The sequence below is a fragment of the Achromobacter semiaridum genome (genome assembly GCF_053543755.1).
In genome coordinates, this window is the sequence record NZ_JBLVOL010000018.1 from 1 (window position 1) to 19,679 (window position 19,679).

Below are 19,679 nucleotides of genomic sequence, written 5' to 3' on the forward strand. Positions count from 1 at the left end.
GCGAGCGTGGCGATCGCGGCTCGTTCGGGGGCGACCGCCGGGAAGGGCAGGGCCAGGGTCGCCCGGCCCCCCGCCCGTCTTACGACGCTCCGCGCGGCGAAAACCGGGGCGGTGAGCGCGGTTCCTATGGCGCGGAGCGCCGTGGCGGCCAGGGACAAGGCCAAGGCCGCCCGGATTCGCGTCCGTCCTATGGCAACGGCCCGCGCGGCGAGAATCGTGGCGGCGAACGTGCTTCCTATGGTTCGGAACGTCGTGGTGAACACGGGCAAGGCCAAGGCCGCCCGGATTCGCGTCCGTCCTACGGCAACGGCCCGCGTGGCGAGAATCGTGGCGGCGAGCGTGCTTCCTATGGTTCGGAACGTCGTGGTGAACACGGGCAAGGCCAAGGCCGCGCGGATTCGCGTCCGTCCTATGGCAACGGCCCGCGCGGCGAGAATCGTGGCGGCGAACGTGCTTCCTATGGTTCGGAACGTCGTGGTGAACACGGGCAAGGCCAAGGCCGCCCGGATTCCCGTCCGTCCTACGGCAACGGCCCGCGTGGCGAGAATCGTGGCGGCGAACGTGCTTCCTATGGTTCGGAACGTCGTGGTGAACATGGGCAAGGCCAGGGCCGCCCGGATTCCCGCCCGTCCTACGGCAACGGCCCGCGCGGAGAAAGCCGTGGTGAGCACCGTGGCGGCGAGCGTGGTTCGTATGGCGCCGAGCGCCACGAAGGTCAGCCGCGCTCGTCGTACGACGGCCCCCGTGGCGATGATCGCGGCGAACGCGGCGAACGGGGCGAACGCGGCCAGTATGCCGGGTCGCGCGGTGGTGAAGCCGGGCAGGGCAATCGCGACCAGACGTCGCAAAAGCCGCAGTTCAACCGTCCGCGCCAATCGTATGCGGCCATCCGCATCGACCAGGTCCAGCGCGTGCTGGGCGAAATCCTGCAATGGACCTATCCGGCCGACGCCGCGCTGTCGCACTGGCTGCGCCACCACCCGAACCTGGGCGCGCGCGATCGCTCCGAGGTCGCCGAAGCCGTCTACGACGTGCTGCGACACCTGCGCCGCTACCGCCAATTCGGCGAAAGCGGCGTGGGCCCCGCGTCGCGTCGCCTGGCCATTCTTGGCCTGAACGCCACCCTGGGCGCCGAAGCGCTGGAAGAGGGCCTGGACGCCGCCGAAGCCGAATGGCTCAAGCGTGTGTCGCAGATCGATTTGTCCACCTTGCCGCGCGCCGTGCGGGGAAGCATCCCTGATTGGCTCGACGAGCGCCTGGCGCTGATGGACAGCCCGGACACGCTGGTCGAAGCGCTGAACCGCCAGGCCAGCCTGGATCTGCGCGTCAACCCCCTTAAGGTCGAACGCGATGCCATGCTGGCGGAGCTGCAACAAAGTGCAGGCCGCTACGAGCCCGTCGCCATGCCGTTTTCGCCGTGGGGCATCCGCATGGAAGGGCGTCCGGCGATCAATCGCTGGCCGCAATTTGAAAATGGCAGCATCGAAGTCCAGGACGAAGGCAGCCAGCTGCTTGCCCTATTGGTCGCGCCGCGCCGTGGCGAAATGATCATCGATTTTTGCGCCGGCGCCGGCGGCAAGACGCTGCTGCTGGGCGCGCTGATGCGCTCTACCGGCCGCCTCTACGCGTTTGACGTGTCGGCCGCGCGCCTGGCCCGTGCCAAGCCGCGCTTTGCGCGCAGCGGTCTGTCGAACGTGGTGCCTGTTGTGATCGACAGCGAGAACGACGCCCGCGTGAAGCGCCTGGCCGGCAAGGCGCAGCGCGTGCTGGTGGACGCACCGTGCAGCGGTATTGGCACCTTGCGCCGCAATCCCGACCTGAAGTGGCGCCAGCACCCGCAGGCGCTGGCCGAACTGGGCCAGCTGCAGGAACGCATCCTGAACAGCGCTGCGCGATGCGTGGCGCCGGGCGGACGTCTGGTCTACGCCACGTGCAGCCTGCTGGCAGAGGAAAACGGAGTGCAGGCCGAGCGCTTCCTGGCCAGCCATCCCGACTTTGAACGCGTGGACGCGGCCGAGATTCTGGCTTCGCGATGCGAAAGCCTGAAGCTTGAAGGCCCGTATCTGCAACTGCGTCCTGACGTGCACGGCACGGACGGCTTCTTCGCGGCGGTGTTCGAGCGCAAAAAGAAGGGCGCGGCGACCGATACGGTCGCGGATGCGGAGGCGATTGCGGGGGCGGATGTGGCTGCCGAAGCCGTCGACGCCGATCTGCTGGAAGACGGCGCCCTTGACGAGCAATCGGATCGGGTACCTGAAACGGCGACCGCGACGGCAGCCGATGATTCAGAGGTTGGGGACGATGCCGAGTTGATTCCTGAGCCGGCAGCATCTGAGGCGGTATCCGAGCCGGTCACTGACACGGGTAAGCAGGACAAACCCGCCTGACGCTCCGGTCAATCGGCTACACCGGTTGGTAGGCGGGTCTTGCGATCTTCGGATCGCTTCCCGCTTGCCGGGCCCAGCTTGCCGGGCCCAGCTTACCGAGCCCAGCTTACCGGGCGGGGGCGACGCCCACGGTGGCGCTATAGCGCCGCGTGCCCAGCGTCTTGTTCTGGTATTTCACTTCCCAGGCCAGTGTGTCGGCACCCGGCTGATCCGCGGCGTACACCACCTGCGACACCGGCACGGCCTTGTAAGCGCACCGGCCGCTGTCACTGGACTGGCCCCGCGTCTGCACGATGCTGGCCTTGCCCAGCGTCGGGTTTTGCGTAATCACCACTCGGGGCGCCCGCAGCGCCAGGCAGTCGGATCCCCGTATCTCGTAATACGACGCCAGCACGGTCACATCGCCGGACTTCAAGTTCTGCGCCAGCGCGGGTGCGTGGACGGCCAGCACCGTCACCGCCAGGGTCGAAAACAATAAGGGACAGGTTTTTCTGGACAGCATGAGTGGGGCAAAAGAGACAGTTTTGAATCCCATCAAGCGCAACAGACGGGGGCTTGCATGGCGCCTCGTCGGGGGGCACGCCGTTTGCTGACAGGAACTTTAGTACCGGAATGTAGCCAAAACCTGGTGTCTTGGCGAATACCCCCCACATAGAAGGGGTAGCCGGCCCAAAGCGCCGTCTACGCGCTGGACTGGCCTCGCGATCTGCCTGAAGCGGTCGCGAGTGAGGTTTTTTGTGCGCAGAAATCGGGGCTTAGTCCTTGATTTCGCTCAAAAACTATTTTGAAACTACCTTGTCATAAGTCGGCAAAGGTAAGCTAAACTTCAGGCACTTAACAAGCGAGGCTCATAACAGCTTTATGGATTACATCCTCTCCTTCATTGCCGGTGGTCTGACCCAAGCCTCTTGGTGGCAGATCGTCGTATTCACCTTGGTCGTGACGCACATCACGATTGTTGCGGTCACCGTCTTTCTCCATCGCAGCCAAGCGCACCGCGGTCTGGATCTCCATCCTGCCGTCATGCATTTCTTCCGCTTCTGGCTCTGGATGACGACCGGTATGGTCACCAAGGAATGGGTTGCCATTCACCGCAAGCACCACGCCAAGTGCGAAAAGGAAGGCGATCCTCACTCGCCCATGCTGTTCGGCATCTGGAAGGTGCTGTTCCGCGGCGCGGAGCTGTATCGCGAAGAATCGAACAACAAGGAAACCATGGCCAAATTCGGCCACGGTACGCCTGACGACTGGCTCGAACGCAACGTCTACAGCAAGCACAGCTTGTGGGGCGTGTTGTCCATGCTCGCCATCGACGTCGCCCTGTTCGGCGCGGTCGGCGTGACGGTGTGGGCGGTTCAGATGGCCTGGATTCCCTTCTGGGCAGCCGGCGTCGTCAACGGTATCGGCCACTATTGGGGCTACCGCAACTACAACAGCCCGGACACCAGCACCAACGTGTTCCCGTGGGGCATCGTGATTGGCGGCGAAGAGCTGCACAACAACCACCACGCTCACGGCACGTCGGCCAAGTTCTCGGCCAAGTGGTACGAATTCGACATCGGCTGGTGCTACATCAACATCCTGAAGTTCTTCGGCCTGGCCAAGATCAAAAAGGTTGCACCCAAGCTCAAGCTGGATGACAGCCGTACCGGCATCGACCTGCGCACGTTGCAAGGCGTGATCACCCACCGCTACGAAGTCATGGCCCGCTACGCGGACGTGATCAAGAGCGCCGCTCGCGAAGAGATGAACAAGCTGAAGGCCTCGCGCCAGGAAGGCAACGCAGATTGCGACTACACCAAGTTGCGTCAGGTGCGTCGTGCCATCCACCGCAACGAGGAAATCCTCCAGCCTGAACAGCTTGCCGCCGTGGATAACGCCATTGCCAAAAACAAGTCGTTGTCGACTCTGGTGCAGATGCGTCGTGACCTCGGCCGCATCTGGGAAAGCTCCAGCGCCAGCAGCGAACAGCTTCTTCATGACCTGCAGGCCTGGTGCCAGCGCGCCCAGCAAAGCGGCATCGCCGGGCTCGAGCAATTCGCTCAACATCTGCGCCGCTACGCGGCATGATGCTAGAGAAGCTCAACCCTGAACAACGCGCCGCAGTAACGTTAGAACCGCAGCACGCCCTGGTCTTGGCCGGGGCGGGCAGCGGCAAGACCCGGGTACTGACTACCCGCATGGCCTGGCTGATTCAAACCGGCCAGGCTTCGCCTTTTGGGCTTCTGGCGGTCACGTTCACCAATAAGGCCGCGCGCGAAATGCTGGCGCGTATGTCGGCAATCTTGCCGATCGATACGCGCGGCTTGTGGATCGGCACCTTTCACGGCCTTTGCAACCGCATGCTGCGTGCGCACCACCGCGACGCCGGCTTGCCGCAAAGCTTCCAGATTCTGGATGTGACGGATCAGCTTGCCGCCATCAAGCGCCTGATGAAGGCCAATGGCGTCGACGACGAAAAGTACCCGCCCCGGGATGTGCAGCGCTTTATCAACGGCGCCAAGGAAGAAGGCCTTCGTCCGCAAGACGTCGAGGCCTATGACGCCCATCGCCGCCGCCTGATCGAAATCTATCAGCTGTACGAAGCCCAGTGTCAACGCGAAGGCGTGGTCGATTTCGCTGAGCTGCTGCTGCGCGCCTACGAACTGCTGTCGCGCAATGCCCCGGTACGCGAGCACTACCAGCGCCGCTTCCGCCATATTTTGGTCGACGAGTTCCAAGACACCAACACGCTGCAATACAAGTGGCTGCGCCTGCTGGCCGGCGGTGGCGCGGCCATTTTTGCCGTGGGCGACGACGACCAATCCATCTATGCGTTCCGGGGCGCGAACGTCGGCAATATGTCCGACTTCGAGCGCGACTACGCGCACGGCACCGTCATACGCCTTGAGCAGAATTACCGCTCGTTCGGGCATATCCTGGATTCCGCCAATGCGCTCATCGGTCACAACAGCGGCCGCCTGGGCAAGAATCTTTGGACGGATCAGGGCGAAGGTGAACCGGTGCGCGTCATCGAACAGCCGTCCGACGGCATGGAAGCCCAATGGATCGTGGACGAAATCCGTTCGCTGATCCACGACGGCAGCCTGCGCCGCGAGATCGCCGTGCTGTATCGCAGCAACGCCCAGTCGCGCGTGATCGAGCACGCCATCTTCTCGGCCGGTATTCCGTACAAGGTCTACGGCGGCCTGCGCTTCTTTGAACGCCAGGAAATCAAGCACGCGCTGGCGTACTTGCGCCTGATGGCCAATCCGCATGACGACACGTCGTGGATGCGGGTCGTCAATTTCCCGACGCGCGGCATCGGCGCGCGCACGCTCGAGCAACTGGCCGATGCGGCCCGCGCGCACGACACCAGCCTGTACGGCGCGGTGGCCCTGGTCGCCGGCAAGGGCGGTTCCAACCTGGCGCAGTTCGCCCAGCTGATCCATCGCCTGATCGAAGAAACGCGCGATCTGCCGCTGCCCGAAATGGTCGAGCACATGCTCGAAACCAGTGGTCTGAACGCCCACTACAAGGCAGAGCGCGAAGGCGCCGAGCGGCTTGAAAACTTGAACGAATTGATCACGGCGGCAGCCGTGTTCGCGTCAGAAGAAAATTACGACGGCATGCCTGCCGGCGTGGTGCCCGACCAGGCCACGTCGTCCACGCTGATGCCCGGCGTGGTCGATGCGCCCATCGTGGCCTCTGACGGCCTGACGCCGTTGGCGGCGTTCCTGTCGCACGCCGCGCTTGAGGCCGGCGATAACCAGGCCCAACAAGGCCAGGACGCCGTCCAGCTCATGACGGTGCACGCCGCCAAGGGACTGGAGTTTGACGCCGTCTTCATCACCGGCCTTGAAGAAGGCCTGTTCCCGCACGAGAACAGCATTCTTGAGCAGTCCGGGCTGGAAGAAGAGCGGCGCCTGATGTACGTGGCGATCACGCGTGCACGGCAGCGTTTGTACATCAGCCTGGCGCAAAGCCGGATGCTGCATGGCCAGACGCGCTACGCGATGCGTTCACGCTTTCTGGACGAGATTCCCGAAGAGCATCTGAAGTGGTTGTCGCCCAAGGCCGGCTTGGCGCCGGTCAGCAGCACGGGCGCCGGCTGGGGCGGCGGCAATCGGGGCGATGCCTTCGGCCGCAAAGCCACCAATACCATTGCGCCGCGTCAACCTCGGGGCATCGCAAGCGGTGTCACGGTGGGCGACAAGCAGTATCGTGTGGGTCAGGGCGTGCATCACGCGCGGTTTGGCGATGGCACGATTATTGGCTTGAGCGGCGCTGGACAGGACGCCCAGGCGGAAATCCAGTTTCGCGACGTGGGCGCCAAGACCTTGGCGCTGGGTATCGCGAAGCTTGATATTGTTCAGGGTTAAACATGGCCAACAACGAGTCTCCGAAAGCCGAGCTGGCGTCCCTGCGCGCCGAGGTCGATGAAATCGACCAGCAGATCATGCTGCTGTTGGGCGTGCGGTTTCGCTGCACGGACATGATTGGTGAATTGAAAACCAATCACGGAATGGACCTGGTGGACCCGCAACGGGAAAGCCAACAAGTCGAACGCATTCGTCGCTTGGCGGAAGAGGCCGGCGTGCCGCCCGCGTTGGCCGAGACCATCCTGCGCGAGGTGATCGACACCGTGATCGATCACCACACCCGCTTGCGCGAACGTCCGTACTCGTAGTGATAAAACGGGGGCCAGTCGGCCCCCGTTTTCCATCCTTGATCTCAGCGGTTTGGGCAGTTTGGACTGTGCCGCTGTCGCGGGCTTTGCAGCCGTTGCAGCCCTGCGGTCATGCCTCGCTTTGATCGATCTCTTCCAGGGACCCCTGGATTTCCAGCCATTGTTCTTCCAGTTCGTCCATGCGCTTGCCGTGTTCGCCGTGCTCGGCCATGACCTTCTGGCGTTCGGCGCGGCGGGCGTCCGAATACAAATCTGCGTCGGCAATGACGGCGTCCAGCGCGTGCAATTTGACGCGCAGTTTTTCCATCTCGGCCTCGACCTTGGCCAACTTTGACTCCAGCGGTTTGCGCAGCGCGGATAGGCGTTGGCGTTGTTCGGCTTCAGCGCGGCGTTGCGCCTTGCGGTCCACGACGGGTTCGCCGCCCTCGGCATTTTCGCGCGCGGCTTCGGCGCGTTCGCCGGCGTTGCGGGCAGCCAGCCAGTCGCGGTAGTCCTCCAGGTCGCCATCAAATTCACTTACGGCGCCGTCCGCGACGATCCAGAAGCTGTCCACGGTGGTGCGCAGCAGATGCCGGTCGTGCGACACCAGCAGCATGCTGCCGCCGAAGTCGGCAAGTGCGGCCGCAAGGGCTTCGCGCGTTTCGACATCCAAGTGGTTGCTGGGTTCGTCAAGCAGCAGCAGATTGGGCTTTTGCCAGACGATCAAGGACAGCGCCAGGCGCGCCTTTTCCCCGCCTGACATCGGGCCGACTTTGCTGGTGACGGTGTCGCCGGAAAACCCGAAGCCGCCCAGGTAATTGCGTAGCTCTTGTTCGCGCGTTTCCGGCGCCAGCCGCGCCAGATGGGCGATGGGGGTGCTGTCCACGTCCAGCATATCCAGCTGGTGCTGATGAAAGTAGCCAATCGCCAAGCCACGGGACGCGCGCCGTTCGCCGGCTTGCACGGGGATCTCTTCAGCCAGCGTCTTGATCAGGGTACTTTTGCCGGCGCCGTTGGCGCCTAGCACGCCGACACGGCTGCCCGCGCGCACCATCAAGGTCACATCGCGCAGAATCGGAATGGCGTTGCCTGCCGCGTCCGTATACCCGGCCGACAGGTGTTCCAGCGTCAACAGCGGGTCCGGCACCTGATCGGGCGAGGGGATGCGGATGTCGATGCCAGCTTCGGCATGCAGCGGCGCCAGCACCTGCATGCGGGCCAGCGCCTTGACGCGGCTTTGCGCCTGCTTGGCCTTGGAGGCCTTGGCCTTGAAGCGGTCTATAAAGCCTTGCAGGCGGGCCGTCTCGCGCGTCTGGCGTTCGTAGGCGATGTTTGTCTGGCGCAGGCGCTCGGCGCGTTGCGTCAGGAAATCACCGTAGCCACCGCGATACCGCACCAGTTTGGCGTGGTCGAAATGCAGGATGGACTTGGCCACCGCGTCCAGGAATTCCGTGTCGTGGGAAATCAGCATGACGGTGCCCGGATAGGCCCCCAGCCATTTCTCCAGCCACAGCATGGCGTCCAAATCCAGGTGGTTGGTGGGTTCGTCCAGCAGCAGCAATTCGGAAGGGGCCATCAGCGCGCTGGCCAGTGCCAGGCGCATGCGCCAGCCGCCCGAGAAGCTTTCGACCGGCAGCATCCATTCGTTGGGCTTGAAGCCCAGGCCGGCCAGCAACTGCTCGGCGCGCGAGGCGGCGCTCCAGGCGCCGGCTTCGATCAGCGCCGCTTCCACTTCGGCGATTTGCGTGCCTTGGTCGTCCGTCAGTTCGGCGCGGCGCGCCTGCAATTCGCGCAGATGCGTGTCGCCGTCGATGACAAATTCGCGGGCAGGGCGGTCGTCGGCGTCCAACTCTTGCTTGACGCTGGCAATGCGCCAGCCCGCCGGCAGGTTCACGGTGCCGGCGTCCAGGTCCAGCGCGCCGGTCAGCAGCGCGAACAGCGAGGACTTGCCCGCGCCGTTCTTGCCCACGATGCCGACGCGCTCGCCGGGGTGTACGACGAATTCAGCGCCGTCCAACAGCACTTTCGTGCCGCGGCGCAGGGTTAATCCAGTGGCGCGTATCACAGGCTGAGTTGCTCTCGGGTAAGCAGCAGGATCTGGTCCGACGCTTCTTCCGTGTCCAGCCAGACGGGCGACAGCTGCGGGAAGGCGGCTTCGAAGAAGTCGCGCTCGTGACCGATCTCAAGCACGATCACGCCTTCAGGTGCCAGGTACTGTGGCGCCGACGCCAGGATGCGCCGCACCAGGTCCATGCCGTCGTCGCCACCAGCCAAGGCCAGCTGCGGCTCATGACGGTATTCCTGCGGCAGCACGTCCATCGAACCGCTGTTCACATAAGGCGGATTGCAGATGATGACGTCGTACTGGCAAGCCGGCAGATTGTCGAAGAGGTTGCTGGCATGCAGGTCCAGACGGTCGGCCAAGCCGTAGTCGTCGACGTTGCGCCGGGCAACTTCCAACGCATCGGCCGACACGTCCACCGCGTCAATGTGGGCGTTGGGGAAGGCCATGGCCGACAGGATGGCCAGGCAACCCGACCCGGTGCACATGTCCAGCACATTTTCCACGGCGTAAGGGTCCTGGACCCACGGTGACAGCCCCGCGTCCAGCAGTTCGGCAATGGGCGAACGCGGCACGATGACGCGCTGGTCCACGTAGAAGCGGTGGCCGCGTAGCCAGGCTTCGTTGGTCAGGTAGGCCGCCGGCACGCGCTCGGTCACGCGGCGTTCCAGCAGGTCCAGCACGCGGTCGCGTTCTTCACGGACCACGCGCGCGTCCAGGAACGGTTCAAGCGTGTCCAGCGGCAGGTGCAGGGCGTGCAGCGTCAGATAGACGGCTTCGTCCCAAGCGTTATCGCTGCCGTGTCCCAGCGCCACCTGGGCGCTATTCAGGCGCGACACGCCATAGCGGATAAGGTCGCGCAGCGTCAGCAATTCTTGGCGGGCGGATTGATACATAACAGGCCTTATATCCCCCGTCCAGCATGCCGAACCGGGAAAAACGCGCCCCCTGGGAAGGGGGCAGAGCGCTTGCGCGGCGAGCGCAGCGCGGGGACTTTTTATTTCAGCAGAAGATTTTCCAGCGTCCGCCGATAGATATTCTTCAGCGGCTCCAGCGAAGCCACTTCGACGCGCTCATTCACTTTGTGGATCGTGGCGTTACCAGGACCGAACTCGATCACCTGCGGGCAGATCTTGGCGATGAAGCGCCCGTCCGATGTGCCACCCGTGGTGGACAGCTCGGCGGTCACGCCGGTTTCGCTGCGAATTGCCTGCACCAGCGCGTCGGTCAACGAGCCGCGCGGGGTCAGGAAGGGCTCGCCGCCCAAGTCCCAGTCCAGCTCGTATTCCAGACCGTGCTTGTCCAGCACGGCGTGCACGCGCGTCTTCAGGCTTTCGGGCGTGCTGGCCGTGGAGAAACGGAAGTTGAACAGCGCAACCGCTTCGCCGGGGACTACGTTGGTGGCGCCGGTGCCGGAGTTCAGATTCGACACCTGGAACGTCGTGGGCGGAAAATACTCGTTGCCCTGGTCCCATTCAATCGAGACGATTTCGGCCAACGCGGGCGACAACTGGTGCACGGGGTTGCGCGCCAGATGCGGGTAGGCGACGTGGCCCTGGATGCCCTTGACCGTCAACTTGCCCGACAGCGAGCCGCGGCGACCATTCTTGCAAGTGTCGCCCAGTACGTCGCCCGAGGTCGGTTCGCCGACGATGCAGTAATCCAGCTTTTCGCCGCGCGCCTTCAATGCGTCGCAGACGATGGCGGTGCCGTCGATGGACGGGCCTTCTTCGTCGGACGTGATCAGCAGCGCGATCGAACCGTCATGCTGCGGGTGGGCCGCCACGAATTCCTCGGCCGCCACCACAAAGGCAGCAATCGAGCTTTTCATGTCGGCCGCCCCACGGCCGTACAGCCAGCCGTCGCGTTCAGTGGGCACGAAAGGGTCGCTATCCCACTTTTCGCGCGGACCCGGAGGCACCACATCGGTGTGACCGGCGAACACGGTCAACGGCGCGGCGCTGCCGCGACGGGCCCACAGATTGGTGACGCCGCCCTGTGCGATGGTTTCGCACGTGAAGCCGATGCGCTCGAGCCGGGCGGCCAACGCCGCCTGGCAGTCTTCATCTGCCGGCGTGACCGACGGGCGGGCGATCAGGTCCTTGACCAGATCCAGTACGGCTGACGTGCTCATTACGCCCTCAGCAGATCATTGATGCTGGTCTTGGCGCGCGTTTGCGCGTCGACACGCTTGACGATGACGGCGCAAGCCAGGCTGTGCGAGCCGTCCGCCGACGGCAGCGAGCCCGGCACCACGACGGATCCGGACGGCACGCGGCCGTAGGTGATCTTGCCCGTAGCGCGATCAAAAATCTTGGTGCTTTGCGACAGGAACACGCCCATGGCCAAAACCGAGTTTTCTTCCACGATCACGCCTTCGACGACTTCCGAACGGGCGCCGATGAAGCAGTTGTCTTCGATGATGGTGGGGTTGGCTTGCAGGGGTTCCAGCACGCCGCCGATGCCCACGCCACCCGACAGGTGCACGTTCTTGCCGATCTGCGCGCACGAGCCGACGGTGGCCCAGGTGTCAACCATGGTGCCTTCGTCAACGTAGGCACCAATGTTCACGTAGGAGGGCATCAGCACGACGTTGCGGCCGATGAACGCGCCACGGCGGGCAACGGCGGGCGGCACCACGCGGTAGCCGCCTTGCTTGAAGGCGTTGTCGCCGTATTCCGAAAACTTGAGCGGCACCTTGTCGTAGAACTGCAGCGGTGCCTGGCCCATGATGGCGTTTTCGTTCAGGCGGAACGACAGCAGCACGGCCTTTTTGATCCACTGGTGCACGACCCAGTCGTCGTTGATTTTCTCAGCCACGCGCAGGCGGCCCAGATCCAGCCCGTCGATGGTGTGTTCCACCGCTTCGCGCACTTCGGCGCTGGCGTCGGAGGGAGTCAGGTTGGTCCGGTCGTCCCAGGCTTTTTCGATGGTGGTCTGCAGGTCGAGAGTCATAGCGGCTCAGCTTTTAAAGGTTGATCAAACAGAAGTATGTACAAAATGGGCGATGCGTTCGGCTGCTTGCACGCAATCAGCCAAAGGCGCCACCAACGCAATACGGATGCGGCCGTGGCCGGGATTCACGCCATGCGCTTCCCGCGCCAGGAAACTGCCCGGCAGAACGGTAACACCGGTACGGCCATAAAGGTCGCGCACAAACGCCGTATCCGAGCCCGGCGTGGCCGCCCATAGGTAGAAAGAGGCTTTCGGGCGTGACACATCCAGCACGTTTTCAAGTATGGGGACGACGGCGTCGAATTTTTCGCGATACAGGCGGCGGTTGTCTTTCACGTGCGCCTCGTCGGCCCAGGCCGCGATGCTGGCCGCCGACACCAGGGGGCTCATGGCACTGCCATGATACGTGCGATACAACAGGAAGCGGCCGATCAGCGCGGCGTCGCCCGCCACAAAACCCGACCGCAAACCCGGCACGTTGGACCGCTTGGATAAGCTGGAAAACGCCACCAGATTGCGGTAGTCGTCCCGGCCCAGGCGGCGCGCCGCCTGCAGGCTGCCCAGGGGCGCATCACCTTCGTCCAGATAAATCTCGGAATAGCATTCATCCGATGCAATCACAAAGCCGTAACGGTCGGACAGCTTGAAGAGGACTTCCCATTCGTCCAGCGACATGACGTTACCGGCCGGGTTGCCCGGCGAGCACACGAACACCAGCCGGGTCTTCTTCCACACGGCATCCGGCACCTGGTTCCAGTCGCTGGAAAAATTGCGCAACGGGTCGGCGTTGACGAAGTAGGGCGTGGCGCCGGCCAGCAGCGTCGCACCTTCGTAAATCTGATAGAACGGGTTGGGGCAGATCACAACCGACGCAGCGGACGGGTCAATCACGGTCTGGGTAAAAGCGAACAGGGCTTCGCGCGAACCCAGCGCCGGCAGGACCTGCGTGTCGGCGTCAGGGGCGGGAATGCTGTAACGGCGCGCCAGCCAAGCGGAAATCGCCTGGCGCAGCGCCGGATCGCCCTTGGTTGACGGGTACACGGAAAGCCCATCCATCTGTCCGCGAATTGCCTGCGCCACGCACTCGGGTGCGGCGTGCTTGGGCTCGCCAATCGACAAGTTGATAGGCGTCAGGCCGTTCTGCTGCGCGGCGGCGGAAGCCAGCAACGCACGCAATTTTTCGAACGGGTAGGGGTGTAAAGCATCGAGGCGCGGATTCATGACGCAAGATTTTAACAAGCAAGCTACAATAGCGGGCTTGACCTTTAGCGAAGGTGGCGAAATTGGTAGACGCACCAGGTTTAGGTCCTGACGCCGTAACAGGTGTAGGGGTTCGAGTCCCCTCCTTCGCACCATACATCTGAGAACCGTTGAATCCCTATAATCAGGCTCTTTAAAATCAACGGTTTAGCGGGAAGGGTGGGTGATCGGTTGACTGCTAAAAAGCAAGAATTCGCAGCCTCCGGCCCCATCCTGGCCCCATCTCAGGCCCCACATGGCAAGCATCCAGAAGACGGCAAAAGGGTATCGGGTCCAGGTCAAATTATCGGGCCAACGCGATAGCCAGGTGTTTCCCACGCGGCGCGAAGCTGTCGAATGGGGCGCTAGGCGTGAGGCCGAACTCCGCGACAAGGCGACAAAGCCCGCTGGCGACCTGCACACGTTGCGCGAGGCGTTGCGAAAATACAGCGATGAGATTTCCCCGCTTCGCAAGGGTGAGCGGTGGGAGCAGGTCCGCCTGGCTGCATTTGAAAGTTACCTCCTGCCCTTGGATCTGCCGATTTCCAAGGTTACACCCCAGCACGTTGCAGCATTCCGGGACGCCCGGAGCAAAAAGGTTGGCCCCTCTTCCGTGCTGCGCGAATTGAGCCTGTTGGCGTCCGTATTTGAGGCCGCGCGCCTTGAATGGGAGTGGGTGGACCTGAATCCATGCAGGGGCATCAGAAAGCCACTTAAAGGCAAGCACCGCGAAAGGACGATCCATATCTGGGAGATTCGAAAGATGCTCCGGGCTATGGGGTATGACCGTCGCGCCCGTGTTGCGAGCATGGGCGAGGCCATCGCCCATTGTTTCCTTCTGGCGCTTCGCACTGGTATGCGCGCCGGCGAGCTTTGCGGCCTGACCTGGGAGCATGTCTACGATCAGCATGTCCACCTTCCAAAAACAAAAAGCGACCGCCCGCGTGATGTGCCTCTATCCACGCGGGCGGTCGCAATTCTGAAAAGAATGAAAGGGTGGGACGACAAGCTGGTGTTCGGCGTCAAGTCGGCTTCGCTGGACGCACTGTTTAGGAAGTACCGGGGGCGCGCGGAGGTAGAAGGATTTACCTTCCACGACAGCCGCCACACCGCAGCAACGATGATTTCCAAGAGGATTGACGTGCTGGACCTGTGCAAAATGTTTGGATGGACCGATCCGAAGATGGCGATGGTTTACTACAACCCTCACGCATCAAGCATTGCTGCGCGATTGGGTTAGATACCGACGGAGTTCCGCGCCGGTAATACGCCCGTCCACCGGGCGAATCTTCCCTTCGAGAATGCGCTTTTGCAGCGTGTTGTAGCTGACGCCAAGGCGTGTGCAGGCATCTTTCAGGTGGTAGCACACCATGTCCTCAATTGCGTAGTTCGCGCCAATCCTTGCGGCTTCCACCAGCATCTGTTGAAGTTCGTGCTGTTCAAGTGTGAGTGTCATTGATGTCCCTCGCTTCTTACGCCGTCTTTATCTGCCTCGGCTTGTTCGGCCCGCCAATCCCGGTAGCGCTCCAGGCTTCCTTTAGCGCTGGCGGTCGGCGGCGTGATGCCCTGATGGTTGTCCAGCCACGCCTGCACCTCGCCGCCTGACCACATCTTGCGCAGATGGGTGGGGAACAGGATGCGCACCGCCTGGCTGGCCTGGGGCGCGGCATACAAGGGGGTCTTGCGCACCAGACCCGGGAAGCCCGTGGGCGGCTCATTAAAATCGAACGAGCGGTGCAGCGCATAACCATCCGGAGTGGTTTCCAACAGCAACACCATCGGCTTTTGCGCCTCCCCGGCTACAGGGGCGCTTGCCAGGGCGACGCTGGATGAGGACAGGAGCCATTCCCCGTACTCGGTCACGCGGTGCTTTCCGAATCCAAGCGATTCCAGCGCGCCCGCTTGTGCAAGCTGCTGGATCATCGGCTTACCGATTTTGTGGAACCCGTCCTGAATCACGGTCAGCTTAAAATCGCGGAGCGCATCGGGCGCGTCACTCGGGAGCATTGGGGCGCCCGCCTGCCCGCCGTCCGCGCGCAGCTTGGACAGGTGCTGCGCGAGGACGCAGGCGAAGTCCCCCGCGAGCGTGCTGTTGATGTACCGGGCGAAGTCGTGGCGGCGCAGCTGCGTGGCGAAGTATTCCGCGATGTAGGCGCGGCCTCCGCTGCTGGAACCGAGGTCACGGTCGGCGTTGTTCTGGTCGGTCATGCTGACACTCCGGTCGGGGTGCGGTAGGATTCGGCGCAAGGGAGAGCACGATGCCTATCGCAACCAAAGAATTTGAATACTGCGGGATGTGGGTCCGAATCGAGGTACGGCACCCCACGACAAGTGGCGGTCAAGCCCTTTATTTGGCGGACGTAGACTTCACCGGACAGGGGCCAAACACGCCAAAGCGCCTTTGGGCGCGCTTTGATCGTGGATTGCAGGCCGCCGCAGTTGACCCTGATCGAGCTATTCGGGATGCCGCAGGGGAGATTTGCGCTTACATCGACAAATTGAATAGGTCGGTGCGTGATATGTGATAGGGAGCCCATGCTTCACCTCTTAAACTGATCGATCCAGCCATCTCCTTTCGTTTCCACTGTCTCAGTACGGACGCAGCTCTTACCGCAGCTTTCGGTGTGTTGAGCAGTCACGTCGCTGGACTGGCTCGTGAAGTAGACCCAACGGCCTCCGTCGCTGAAGCGGTAGACGGTAACTCCCTCGTGCGTGAACAACTCTGCAACGGGGATTTCCTGGTTGTCAGTGCCGGACACGGCGACAGGCTCTTTTAGGCAGGCCGTCAGCATTGCGGCCAACACGATGCATATCAGCGCGCGCAGGGTGGCCCTGCCGTGATGGCGAGAAATGAAGTCGCTTTTCTGGTGCATCATCAGTCGCCCCAATAGGTGAGGTCTTCGCGCACGGCGTCTACCGGGCCGTCGAAGAAATCGCGGTTTTCAAGCAGCGCGCCCGCGCAGCCCCAAGCCATGGGGAAGTTCAGGGCGGCCATGCGGCGGTAAGCGAGTGCGGCACGCAGGCGCCAGATAAAGTTGGTCATGTCCTTTCCTCGGTGGTGGCCTTTGCGATCAACCGCGCGATCAGTTCGTCATGCTCTTTCTTGGAACGAATCACCGGGTCATCCAGGGCAAACGCTTGGCGTGCTGCATCAGCGCGTCGCAGGACATCAGGGATATCGCTGCCAATGGTTTTGAACAGGGAGCGGATACCCGCCTCATGCGGCCGCAGGTAGTGTTTGCCCATGTGCTGGTAGAACACGTCCAAGAACGGCTGGACGCCATAGCCGATCAGGGCTTCCAAGGCGCGCATTTCGACCTCAGACAGTTCTATGGTGGCGCGGGTCTCGACGTAGGGCTGCTGGATGAATCGCTTCATTACGCCTCCTTCCGCTGGGACTGCTGGGCAATGGCGGCGCGGTAATGCTCGTCGCAGCAGTAGCCGCTGCCCATGTGCAGGATGTTTGACGGCCGGCCGCACTGGCAGGCAGGGAAGGCGTCGGCGCGGTGGGCGTCGTACCATGCCTGGGCCTCGGTGCTGTAAGGCTCGTCCTCTGCGGGGATGTGGCCTGGCCCCAACAGACCATTGCCGATCCACTGCATGGCCGCTTCTGCGCCCCTGCCGTGCCGCCATTCGATCCAGGCAGCTTGGTCGGCAACGACCATGTTGTGAACGATCTTGCTCAGTTCATCAATCAAGCGTTGCTGACGCGCCGCATCCCGCGCAGCGGCGGCGGCTGTGGCCGTCCAGCCCGCCGCAATAAGGGCGGCGCGCATTCGTTCGCGGAAGTGTTCGTGCGGGTCGGGGATCAACGCAGCGCGCGGGGTTTCGGCGAACCACGCATTTACAGCTGCATCGACCAATTCGACCGGGGGCGCTCATGCTGTCACCGCCTCTTTGCTGATGTCGTATTGCTCGATACCCCAGGCCAGCGCGAAGCAGCACCAACGGAAGCGGCGTGTGTAGTCGGTGAAGGTGTGTTCCCAAAGGTCTTCGAAGTGCCAGGTGCGACCCTGCCAAGTGGGATAGCGGGTCGGCTTCCAGGTAAATTCGTTCGCGGCGGCGTATAAGATGTGATCGCCGTCATCGATACGGTCCAGCACGTCCTGGCTCACTGCGTCCCAAAGCTCGCGGCGCTCGTCTTTGGTCAAGAGGTTGCGGGCGTCTCCCCGAACCCAGTTCAGGCGGTATTCGTTGATGACTCGGCGAAATCGATCAGGATCAAATTCCTCGGCAGATCCCCCACGCCGGCTTCCGTTGACCGCCTCCAGCTTTTCGGACCAATACGACAGATTGACGGCCAGCCGCCGGCCTCGTCGTTCGGCGTATTGGCGATCCGTGCGAAAGAACTCAAACATATCTGCCAGTCGCGTGAATACAAATGTACCCATGTCGCCCGTGTAGCAGAGATATCCCGGCCACGTGATCAGATCGAAGTGCATGCACATGGTGCCGGGCTTACGGAACCGAATATGGCGATACACGCCGTCTTCGTGCTGCACTTCAACGACGTGGGTTTCGACGTCTTTCAAAAACTCGTTTTCGGTGAGGGCGCTCATGCGGTGGCTTCCTGTTCGGTGGGGATTTCGGCCTGTCCGGCAGCAGCTGCCGCTTCGGCATGGAGTCGCTGCTTTTCGGCTTGCTTGGCTCGGACGGTTTCGACGGCACCGTGTGCCTCAAACAGATCGATAAGCGCGGCGGTCGGAATGGTGATCGTCTCGCTGGCTATGCGGCCTTCCTTGATATCCACAAGGGTTGCGCGCTGGTTGGCGTCCAGGCCCTTGATAAAGGCGTCCACGCCGCTGATGAGCGGGGAGACGACCTTGCGAGGTAGGGCGCGGCCATGGATGGTGCTAGCCGTGACTCTGGCCTTACCAGCGGCCTTGACTTGGCCGACCTTGCCGGCCAGGAACTCACCGGCCTTGGCTCCTAGCTTGCGGACGGCTTCGATTGCGACCTCGGCGGACACGGTGCGGGATCGGACCAGGTCTTGCACGTCGCGCTCGGCGTCGGCCAGGACAAGATAGTTCTCGATATGCGTCCGGCTGCAATGAACGAGGGTGGCAATTTCTTCGCTGTCTAGGCCCATGCCACGGAACCGCTTGAAGCCGCGAGCCGCTTCCATAGGGCGTAGCTTCACGCCTTCATTGCTGGTGTAAATCCGCGCCTGCCGTTCGACCTCATTGCCAGTGAATCCAATCACTGAAATCCACTCGATGGGCGCGCCTCGTGCGATCGCGCGGCCATAAGCTTCATGCCGACGATGGCCGTCTACGACTTCGACCCCCGAGCCGTCCGGCATCGCCACTACTTCGAGCGGCGGCAAAGGACCACCAGCCATGATGTAGTTCGTGAGCGCTTCGATTCCGGCTTCCGACTCGGGATCCGGTTCGCGTAGGTTGAACGCGTTTTGGATCACGATGGACGCATAGCGTACTTTCATTGCGTCGGCGCGTTTAATCGTGCCGTCCTTGATCATCGTTTTGAACGACGCGGGGGAGGAATTCAATTTGATCTCCGGTGTGCGCTACGATTCGGTACCAGTTGTGGGAGGATTAATGGACTTGCCAACTTTCCTGATCGAAGCGTTAAAAGTGAATGGGTCCGTACTAAGCGCATGGGCGTGGCCCGTGGCAATACTGGGTTGCGCAGTGATTTTTAAGCGCGAGGTGCGCGCATTGCTTCATCGCATCAAATCGCTTAAGGGGGCGGGAATGGAAGCCGCTTTTGAAGAGCGGTTGGAGGTTTTGGAAGAGGCGCCAAAGGACAACCTTCAGCCTGAGTCTGATTCGACTAGCATTGCAGAAGGGGGGCACCAGAGAAATTGGGCGGCGCGCCAAAAGCGCGAGGGTGATGTCGCCCCAGTGCCGGATTTGGAAGCGTCGACAAGCCAGACAAGTTCGGACCATCCGCGAGACGGCGAGCCGCACAGCGCTGGCACCGAGGCAAACTGGGAAAGGTGGTGGTACGACTACAACAATGACGCAGTTGTGCAGAATGATGCGCCTACCGGCGCCATCATTCGGTACTGGCGGAGCGTGGAAACAGCAATCCGGTCTCTATACGGCGTTGCGCTATCCAAACTGGCAAGTATTGAGAAGCACAAGCACCTAACCGATCAGACCATGCTTCGCGCGCTGCAAATCCACGGTGTGGTGGATGAAGCGCTAGTGTTTCGAATCCAGGAATTACGTGCGCTTCGGAATCTCGCAGTTCATGACGTCGCGGAGCTGTCTTGGGATCAAGTCGATCGATACAAGAAACAAGCTCGATATGTTCAGTACGCGCTGGCATACATTCATTCGCAGTACGCTTCCGGGGGCGATCCAGTAGACGATGCGTCGAACTCGTCTAGTGCTGTGTCTGCGAGTTCAACCTGAACGGTCGG

Annotated in this window: 20 protein-coding genes and 1 tRNA gene; 7 read left to right on the forward strand and 14 right to left on the reverse strand. The window is 62.4% G+C overall.

Annotated elements, in window-relative coordinates:
* Positions 1-911: 911 nt before the first annotated feature.
* Positions 912-2,387 (forward strand): RsmB/NOP family class I SAM-dependent RNA methyltransferase, encoded by a 1,476-nt coding sequence (locus tag ACNPP0_RS05320; RefSeq protein WP_448705321.1) that lies wholly within the window; start codon positions 912-914, stop codon positions 2,385-2,387.
* A 106-nt stretch (positions 2,388-2,493) separates the two neighbouring features.
* On the opposite strand, the gene ACNPP0_RS05325 is transcribed toward ACNPP0_RS05320, so the two are convergent.
* Positions 2,494-2,889, reverse strand: a complete 396-nt coding sequence (locus ACNPP0_RS05325; RefSeq protein ID WP_332608665.1) for a hypothetical protein — start codon at positions 2,887-2,889, stop codon at positions 2,494-2,496.
* Positions 2,890-3,248: 359 nt separating this feature from the next.
* Here ACNPP0_RS05325 and ACNPP0_RS05330 point away from each other — a divergent pair, with 359 nt between their 5' ends.
* Genes ACNPP0_RS05330 through ACNPP0_RS05340 form a run of 3 tightly spaced genes read left to right on the forward strand, consistent with a single transcriptional unit; the run spans position 3,249 to position 7,056 of the window.
* Complete coding sequence (locus ACNPP0_RS05330; RefSeq protein ID WP_448705214.1) at positions 3,249-4,457, forward strand: DesA family fatty acid desaturase; 1,209 nt, start codon at positions 3,249-3,251, stop codon at positions 4,455-4,457.
* Positions 4,454-6,748, forward strand: coding sequence for a UvrD-helicase domain-containing protein (locus tag ACNPP0_RS05335; protein WP_104144452.1), 2,295 nt, complete (start codon positions 4,454-4,456; stop codon positions 6,746-6,748). Before ACNPP0_RS05330 ends, ACNPP0_RS05335 begins: the two co-directional genes overlap by 4 nt.
* A 2-nt stretch (positions 6,749-6,750) precedes the next feature.
* A complete protein-coding gene (locus ACNPP0_RS05340) occupies positions 6,751-7,056 on the forward strand; it encodes a chorismate mutase (protein WP_046804661.1) in 306 nt (101 codons plus the stop codon).
* Positions 7,057-7,165: 109 nt separating this feature from the next.
* On the opposite strand, the gene ACNPP0_RS05345 is transcribed toward ACNPP0_RS05340, so the two are convergent.
* The 5 genes from ACNPP0_RS05345 to dapC form a co-directional block, all read right to left on the reverse strand.
* Entirely contained in the window at positions 7,166-9,100 is a 1,935-nt protein-coding gene (locus ACNPP0_RS05345; RefSeq protein ID WP_448705215.1) for an ABC-F family ATP-binding cassette domain-containing protein, read from the reverse strand.
* Complete coding sequence (prmB, locus tag ACNPP0_RS05350; protein WP_332608661.1) at positions 9,097-9,993, reverse strand: 50S ribosomal protein L3 N(5)-glutamine methyltransferase; 897 nt, start codon at positions 9,991-9,993, stop codon at positions 9,097-9,099. The genes ACNPP0_RS05345 and prmB overlap by 4 nt, the downstream gene beginning before the upstream one ends.
* A gap of 101 nt (positions 9,994-10,094) precedes the next feature.
* Complete coding sequence (gene dapE, locus ACNPP0_RS05355) at positions 10,095-11,231, reverse strand: succinyl-diaminopimelate desuccinylase (protein ID WP_448705216.1); 1,137 nt, start codon at positions 11,229-11,231, stop codon at positions 10,095-10,097.
* Positions 11,231-12,052 carry a 2,3,4,5-tetrahydropyridine-2,6-dicarboxylate N-succinyltransferase gene (gene dapD, locus ACNPP0_RS05360; RefSeq protein WP_046804657.1) on the reverse strand — a complete coding sequence of 274 codons (822 nt, stop codon included), beginning with the start codon at positions 12,050-12,052 and terminating at the stop codon, positions 11,231-11,233. The genes dapE and dapD overlap by 1 nt, the downstream gene beginning before the upstream one ends.
* 24 nt (positions 12,053-12,076) lie before the next feature.
* Positions 12,077-13,273, reverse strand: coding sequence for a succinyldiaminopimelate transaminase (gene dapC / locus ACNPP0_RS05365; RefSeq protein WP_448705217.1), 1,197 nt, complete (start codon positions 13,271-13,273; stop codon positions 12,077-12,079).
* 47 nt (positions 13,274-13,320) lie between these two features.
* Between dapC and ACNPP0_RS05370 the strand changes: the two genes are divergently transcribed.
* Together ACNPP0_RS05370 and ACNPP0_RS05375 are read left to right on the forward strand one after the other, a co-directional pair.
* Positions 13,321-13,407 (forward strand) — tRNA-Leu (locus tag ACNPP0_RS05370).
* A 140-nt stretch (positions 13,408-13,547) separates the two neighbouring features.
* Positions 13,548-14,531: a tyrosine-type recombinase/integrase gene (locus ACNPP0_RS05375; RefSeq protein WP_448705218.1), complete on the forward strand. Its 984-nt coding sequence runs from the start codon at positions 13,548-13,550 to the stop codon at positions 14,529-14,531.
* Here ACNPP0_RS05375 and ACNPP0_RS05380 read toward each other — a convergent pair.
* From ACNPP0_RS05380 to ACNPP0_RS05415, 8 genes are all read right to left on the reverse strand, one after another.
* On the reverse strand, positions 14,505-14,747 hold the full coding sequence (locus tag ACNPP0_RS05380; RefSeq protein WP_104144457.1) for a helix-turn-helix domain-containing protein: 243 nt from the start codon (positions 14,745-14,747) through the stop codon (positions 14,505-14,507). The genes ACNPP0_RS05375 and ACNPP0_RS05380 overlap by 27 nt on opposite strands.
* The gene (locus ACNPP0_RS05385) at positions 14,744-15,499 is read right to left on the reverse strand and encodes a hypothetical protein (protein WP_448705219.1); all 756 of its coding nucleotides are present in this window, start codon (positions 15,497-15,499) and stop codon (positions 14,744-14,746) included. The genes ACNPP0_RS05380 and ACNPP0_RS05385 overlap by 4 nt, the downstream gene beginning before the upstream one ends.
* 332 nt (positions 15,500-15,831) lie before the next feature.
* Positions 15,832-16,167, reverse strand: coding sequence for a DUF4884 domain-containing protein (locus ACNPP0_RS05390; protein ID WP_448705220.1), 336 nt, complete (start codon positions 16,165-16,167; stop codon positions 15,832-15,834).
* The gene (locus ACNPP0_RS05395) at positions 16,167-16,334 is read right to left on the reverse strand and encodes a hypothetical protein (RefSeq protein ID WP_448705221.1); all 168 of its coding nucleotides are present in this window, start codon (positions 16,332-16,334) and stop codon (positions 16,167-16,169) included. Before ACNPP0_RS05395 ends, ACNPP0_RS05390 begins: the two co-directional genes overlap by 1 nt.
* The gene (locus ACNPP0_RS05400; RefSeq protein ID WP_448705222.1) at positions 16,331-16,669 is read right to left on the reverse strand and encodes a hypothetical protein; all 339 of its coding nucleotides are present in this window, start codon (positions 16,667-16,669) and stop codon (positions 16,331-16,333) included. The genes ACNPP0_RS05395 and ACNPP0_RS05400 overlap by 4 nt, the downstream gene beginning before the upstream one ends.
* A complete protein-coding gene (locus tag ACNPP0_RS05405) occupies positions 16,669-17,154 on the reverse strand; it encodes a hypothetical protein (RefSeq protein ID WP_448705223.1) in 486 nt (161 codons plus the stop codon). Before ACNPP0_RS05405 ends, ACNPP0_RS05400 begins: the two co-directional genes overlap by 1 nt.
* A 15-nt stretch (positions 17,155-17,169) precedes the next feature.
* The gene (locus ACNPP0_RS05410) at positions 17,170-17,850 is read right to left on the reverse strand and encodes a hypothetical protein (RefSeq protein WP_448705224.1); all 681 of its coding nucleotides are present in this window, start codon (positions 17,848-17,850) and stop codon (positions 17,170-17,172) included.
* Positions 17,847-18,800, reverse strand: coding sequence for a ParB/RepB/Spo0J family partition protein (locus tag ACNPP0_RS05415; RefSeq protein ID WP_448705225.1), 954 nt, complete (start codon positions 18,798-18,800; stop codon positions 17,847-17,849). The genes ACNPP0_RS05410 and ACNPP0_RS05415 overlap by 4 nt, the downstream gene beginning before the upstream one ends.
* On the opposite strand from ACNPP0_RS05415, the gene ACNPP0_RS05420 reads away from it, so the two are divergent.
* Positions 18,763-19,671 (forward strand): hypothetical protein, encoded by a 909-nt coding sequence (locus ACNPP0_RS05420; protein ID WP_448705226.1) that lies wholly within the window; start codon positions 18,763-18,765, stop codon positions 19,669-19,671. The two genes, ACNPP0_RS05415 and ACNPP0_RS05420, sit on opposite strands and share 38 nt — an antisense overlap.
* Positions 19,672-19,679: the final 8 nt, after the last annotated feature.

Coding starts and splice junctions, on each gene's coding strand:
- ACNPP0_RS05410 (WP_448705224.1), bottom strand. CDS start 17,850: ATGAGCGCCCTCACCGAAAACGAGTTTTTGAAAGACGTCGAAACCCAC.
- ACNPP0_RS05390 (WP_448705220.1), bottom strand. CDS start 16,167: ATGATGCACCAGAAAAGCGACTTCATTTCTCGCCATCACGGCAGGGCC.
- ACNPP0_RS05340 (WP_046804661.1), top strand. CDS start 6,751: ATGGCCAACAACGAGTCTCCGAAAGCCGAGCTGGCGTCCCTGCGCGCC.
- dapC (WP_448705217.1), bottom strand. CDS start 13,273: ATGAATCCGCGCCTCGATGCTTTACACCCCTACCCGTTCGAAAAATTG.
- ACNPP0_RS05325 (WP_332608665.1), bottom strand. CDS start 2,889: ATGCTGTCCAGAAAAACCTGTCCCTTATTGTTTTCGACCCTGGCGGTG.
- ACNPP0_RS05400 (WP_448705222.1), bottom strand. CDS start 16,669: ATGAAGCGATTCATCCAGCAGCCCTACGTCGAGACCCGCGCCACCATA.
- ACNPP0_RS05330 (WP_448705214.1), top strand. CDS start 3,249: ATGGATTACATCCTCTCCTTCATTGCCGGTGGTCTGACCCAAGCCTCT.
- ACNPP0_RS05385 (WP_448705219.1), bottom strand. CDS start 15,499: ATGACCGACCAGAACAACGCCGACCGTGACCTCGGTTCCAGCAGCGGA.
- dapE (WP_448705216.1), bottom strand. CDS start 11,231: ATGAGCACGTCAGCCGTACTGGATCTGGTCAAGGACCTGATCGCCCGC.
- ACNPP0_RS05375 (WP_448705218.1), top strand. CDS start 13,548: ATGGCAAGCATCCAGAAGACGGCAAAAGGGTATCGGGTCCAGGTCAAA.
- prmB (WP_332608661.1), bottom strand. CDS start 9,993: ATGTATCAATCCGCCCGCCAAGAATTGCTGACGCTGCGCGACCTTATC.
- ACNPP0_RS05380 (WP_104144457.1), bottom strand. CDS start 14,747: ATGACACTCACACTTGAACAGCACGAACTTCAACAGATGCTGGTGGAA.
- ACNPP0_RS05395 (WP_448705221.1), bottom strand. CDS start 16,334: ATGACCAACTTTATCTGGCGCCTGCGTGCCGCACTCGCTTACCGCCGC.
- ACNPP0_RS05335 (WP_104144452.1), top strand. CDS start 4,454: ATGATGCTAGAGAAGCTCAACCCTGAACAACGCGCCGCAGTAACGTTA.
- dapD (WP_046804657.1), bottom strand. CDS start 12,052: ATGACTCTCGACCTGCAGACCACCATCGAAAAAGCCTGGGACGACCGG.